Source organism: Salinactinospora qingdaonensis, assembly GCF_039539445.1.
In the GTDB taxonomy this organism is placed as follows: domain Bacteria; phylum Actinomycetota; class Actinomycetes; order Streptosporangiales; family Streptosporangiaceae; genus Salinactinospora; species Salinactinospora qingdaonensis.
The window spans coordinates 1-1,024 of sequence record NZ_BAABDD010000077.1 but is presented as its reverse complement, the minus strand read 5'-3'; the positions used below and the strand labels follow the sequence as shown (position 1 = coordinate 1,024).

The 1,024-nt window shown below is 71.3% G+C and carries 1 pseudogene; it reads left to right on the top strand.

Annotated features, from left to right (window positions below):
• A pseudogene (locus tag ABD848_RS24860) lies at nucleotides 1-1,024 on the top strand (hypothetical protein); the annotation flags it as partial.

Sequence of the window (1,024 nt, the reverse complement as noted above, 5' to 3'; positions counted from 1 at the left end):
GCGGGCCAGGCGCTGGTGGACTTCGCCGCGGCGATCCGGCCTCTGCTGGCGCGCTGGCACACGCTCAAGGCCGACGCCCAGGACATGGCGGCCTTCGTCGTCGAGCATGAGGACTGGCGCAGCCAGCAGGACACCGTCGAGGCGGTCAACGCCCTCAACCACGACCTGGCCGTGGTCCAGGGCGAATACATGGCCGCCGAACGCGACTGCGCCAACACCATCACCGGCCTGTTCGCCGGCACCGGCTTCATCGCCGCCGACACCTGCGCCATGCCCGACACCACCCAACAGACCTATGGCTACAACAACGTGCCCGCCGCCACCGCCTGGGGCGAGCCACAAACCCTGGATGTGCCCTGGTGGCAAGACGCCGGGGCGGGGGTGGTCGATCTGTTGGAGGGCATCGGCACCGAGGCGCTGCTGGCCTCGGGGCTTTACAGCCACACCGATGGGCTGGGGGTGGATTCCTGGGGCCAGTGGTGGTCCAACGTCGTCGACTACCGCGTGCAGATGATGGTGGGCGCGGTGGGGCTGGTGGGGGGTGAGCCCACCCGCCGGGGCTGGGAGTTCTCCACCGAGCGGGCCAAAGCAGCGTGGGCCGAGATGGGCCATGCCATGGTGCCCTGGCGCGAGTGGGACGAGCGGCCCGCCTACGTCATCACCCAAAGCCTCATCAACATCGCCGGCACCCTCGCGGGCGGGGCCGGGCTGGTCAAAGGCGGCGTCAAGGGGCTATCCAACGTGCGCCACCTCGGCCCCGGCGCGGGCCACGGCCCCGACGGCGAGGGGGACGCCGTAGCCGAGCGCTTCGCCGCCGAGGGGGCCACCAAAGCCACCGATCCCGCTACCGCGGCCCCCACCACCGAACAACTCCACCAAGCCATTGCCGACCTCGAGATCCGCTCCACCGAGATCGGTATGGCGGCCGCCCTCGACGAGGCCGCCGAGCTGGCCCACCGCCACCCCGCCACCATCGGCGCCCCCCACCACCCCGACATCACCGCCAACACCAACGACCCCGCCA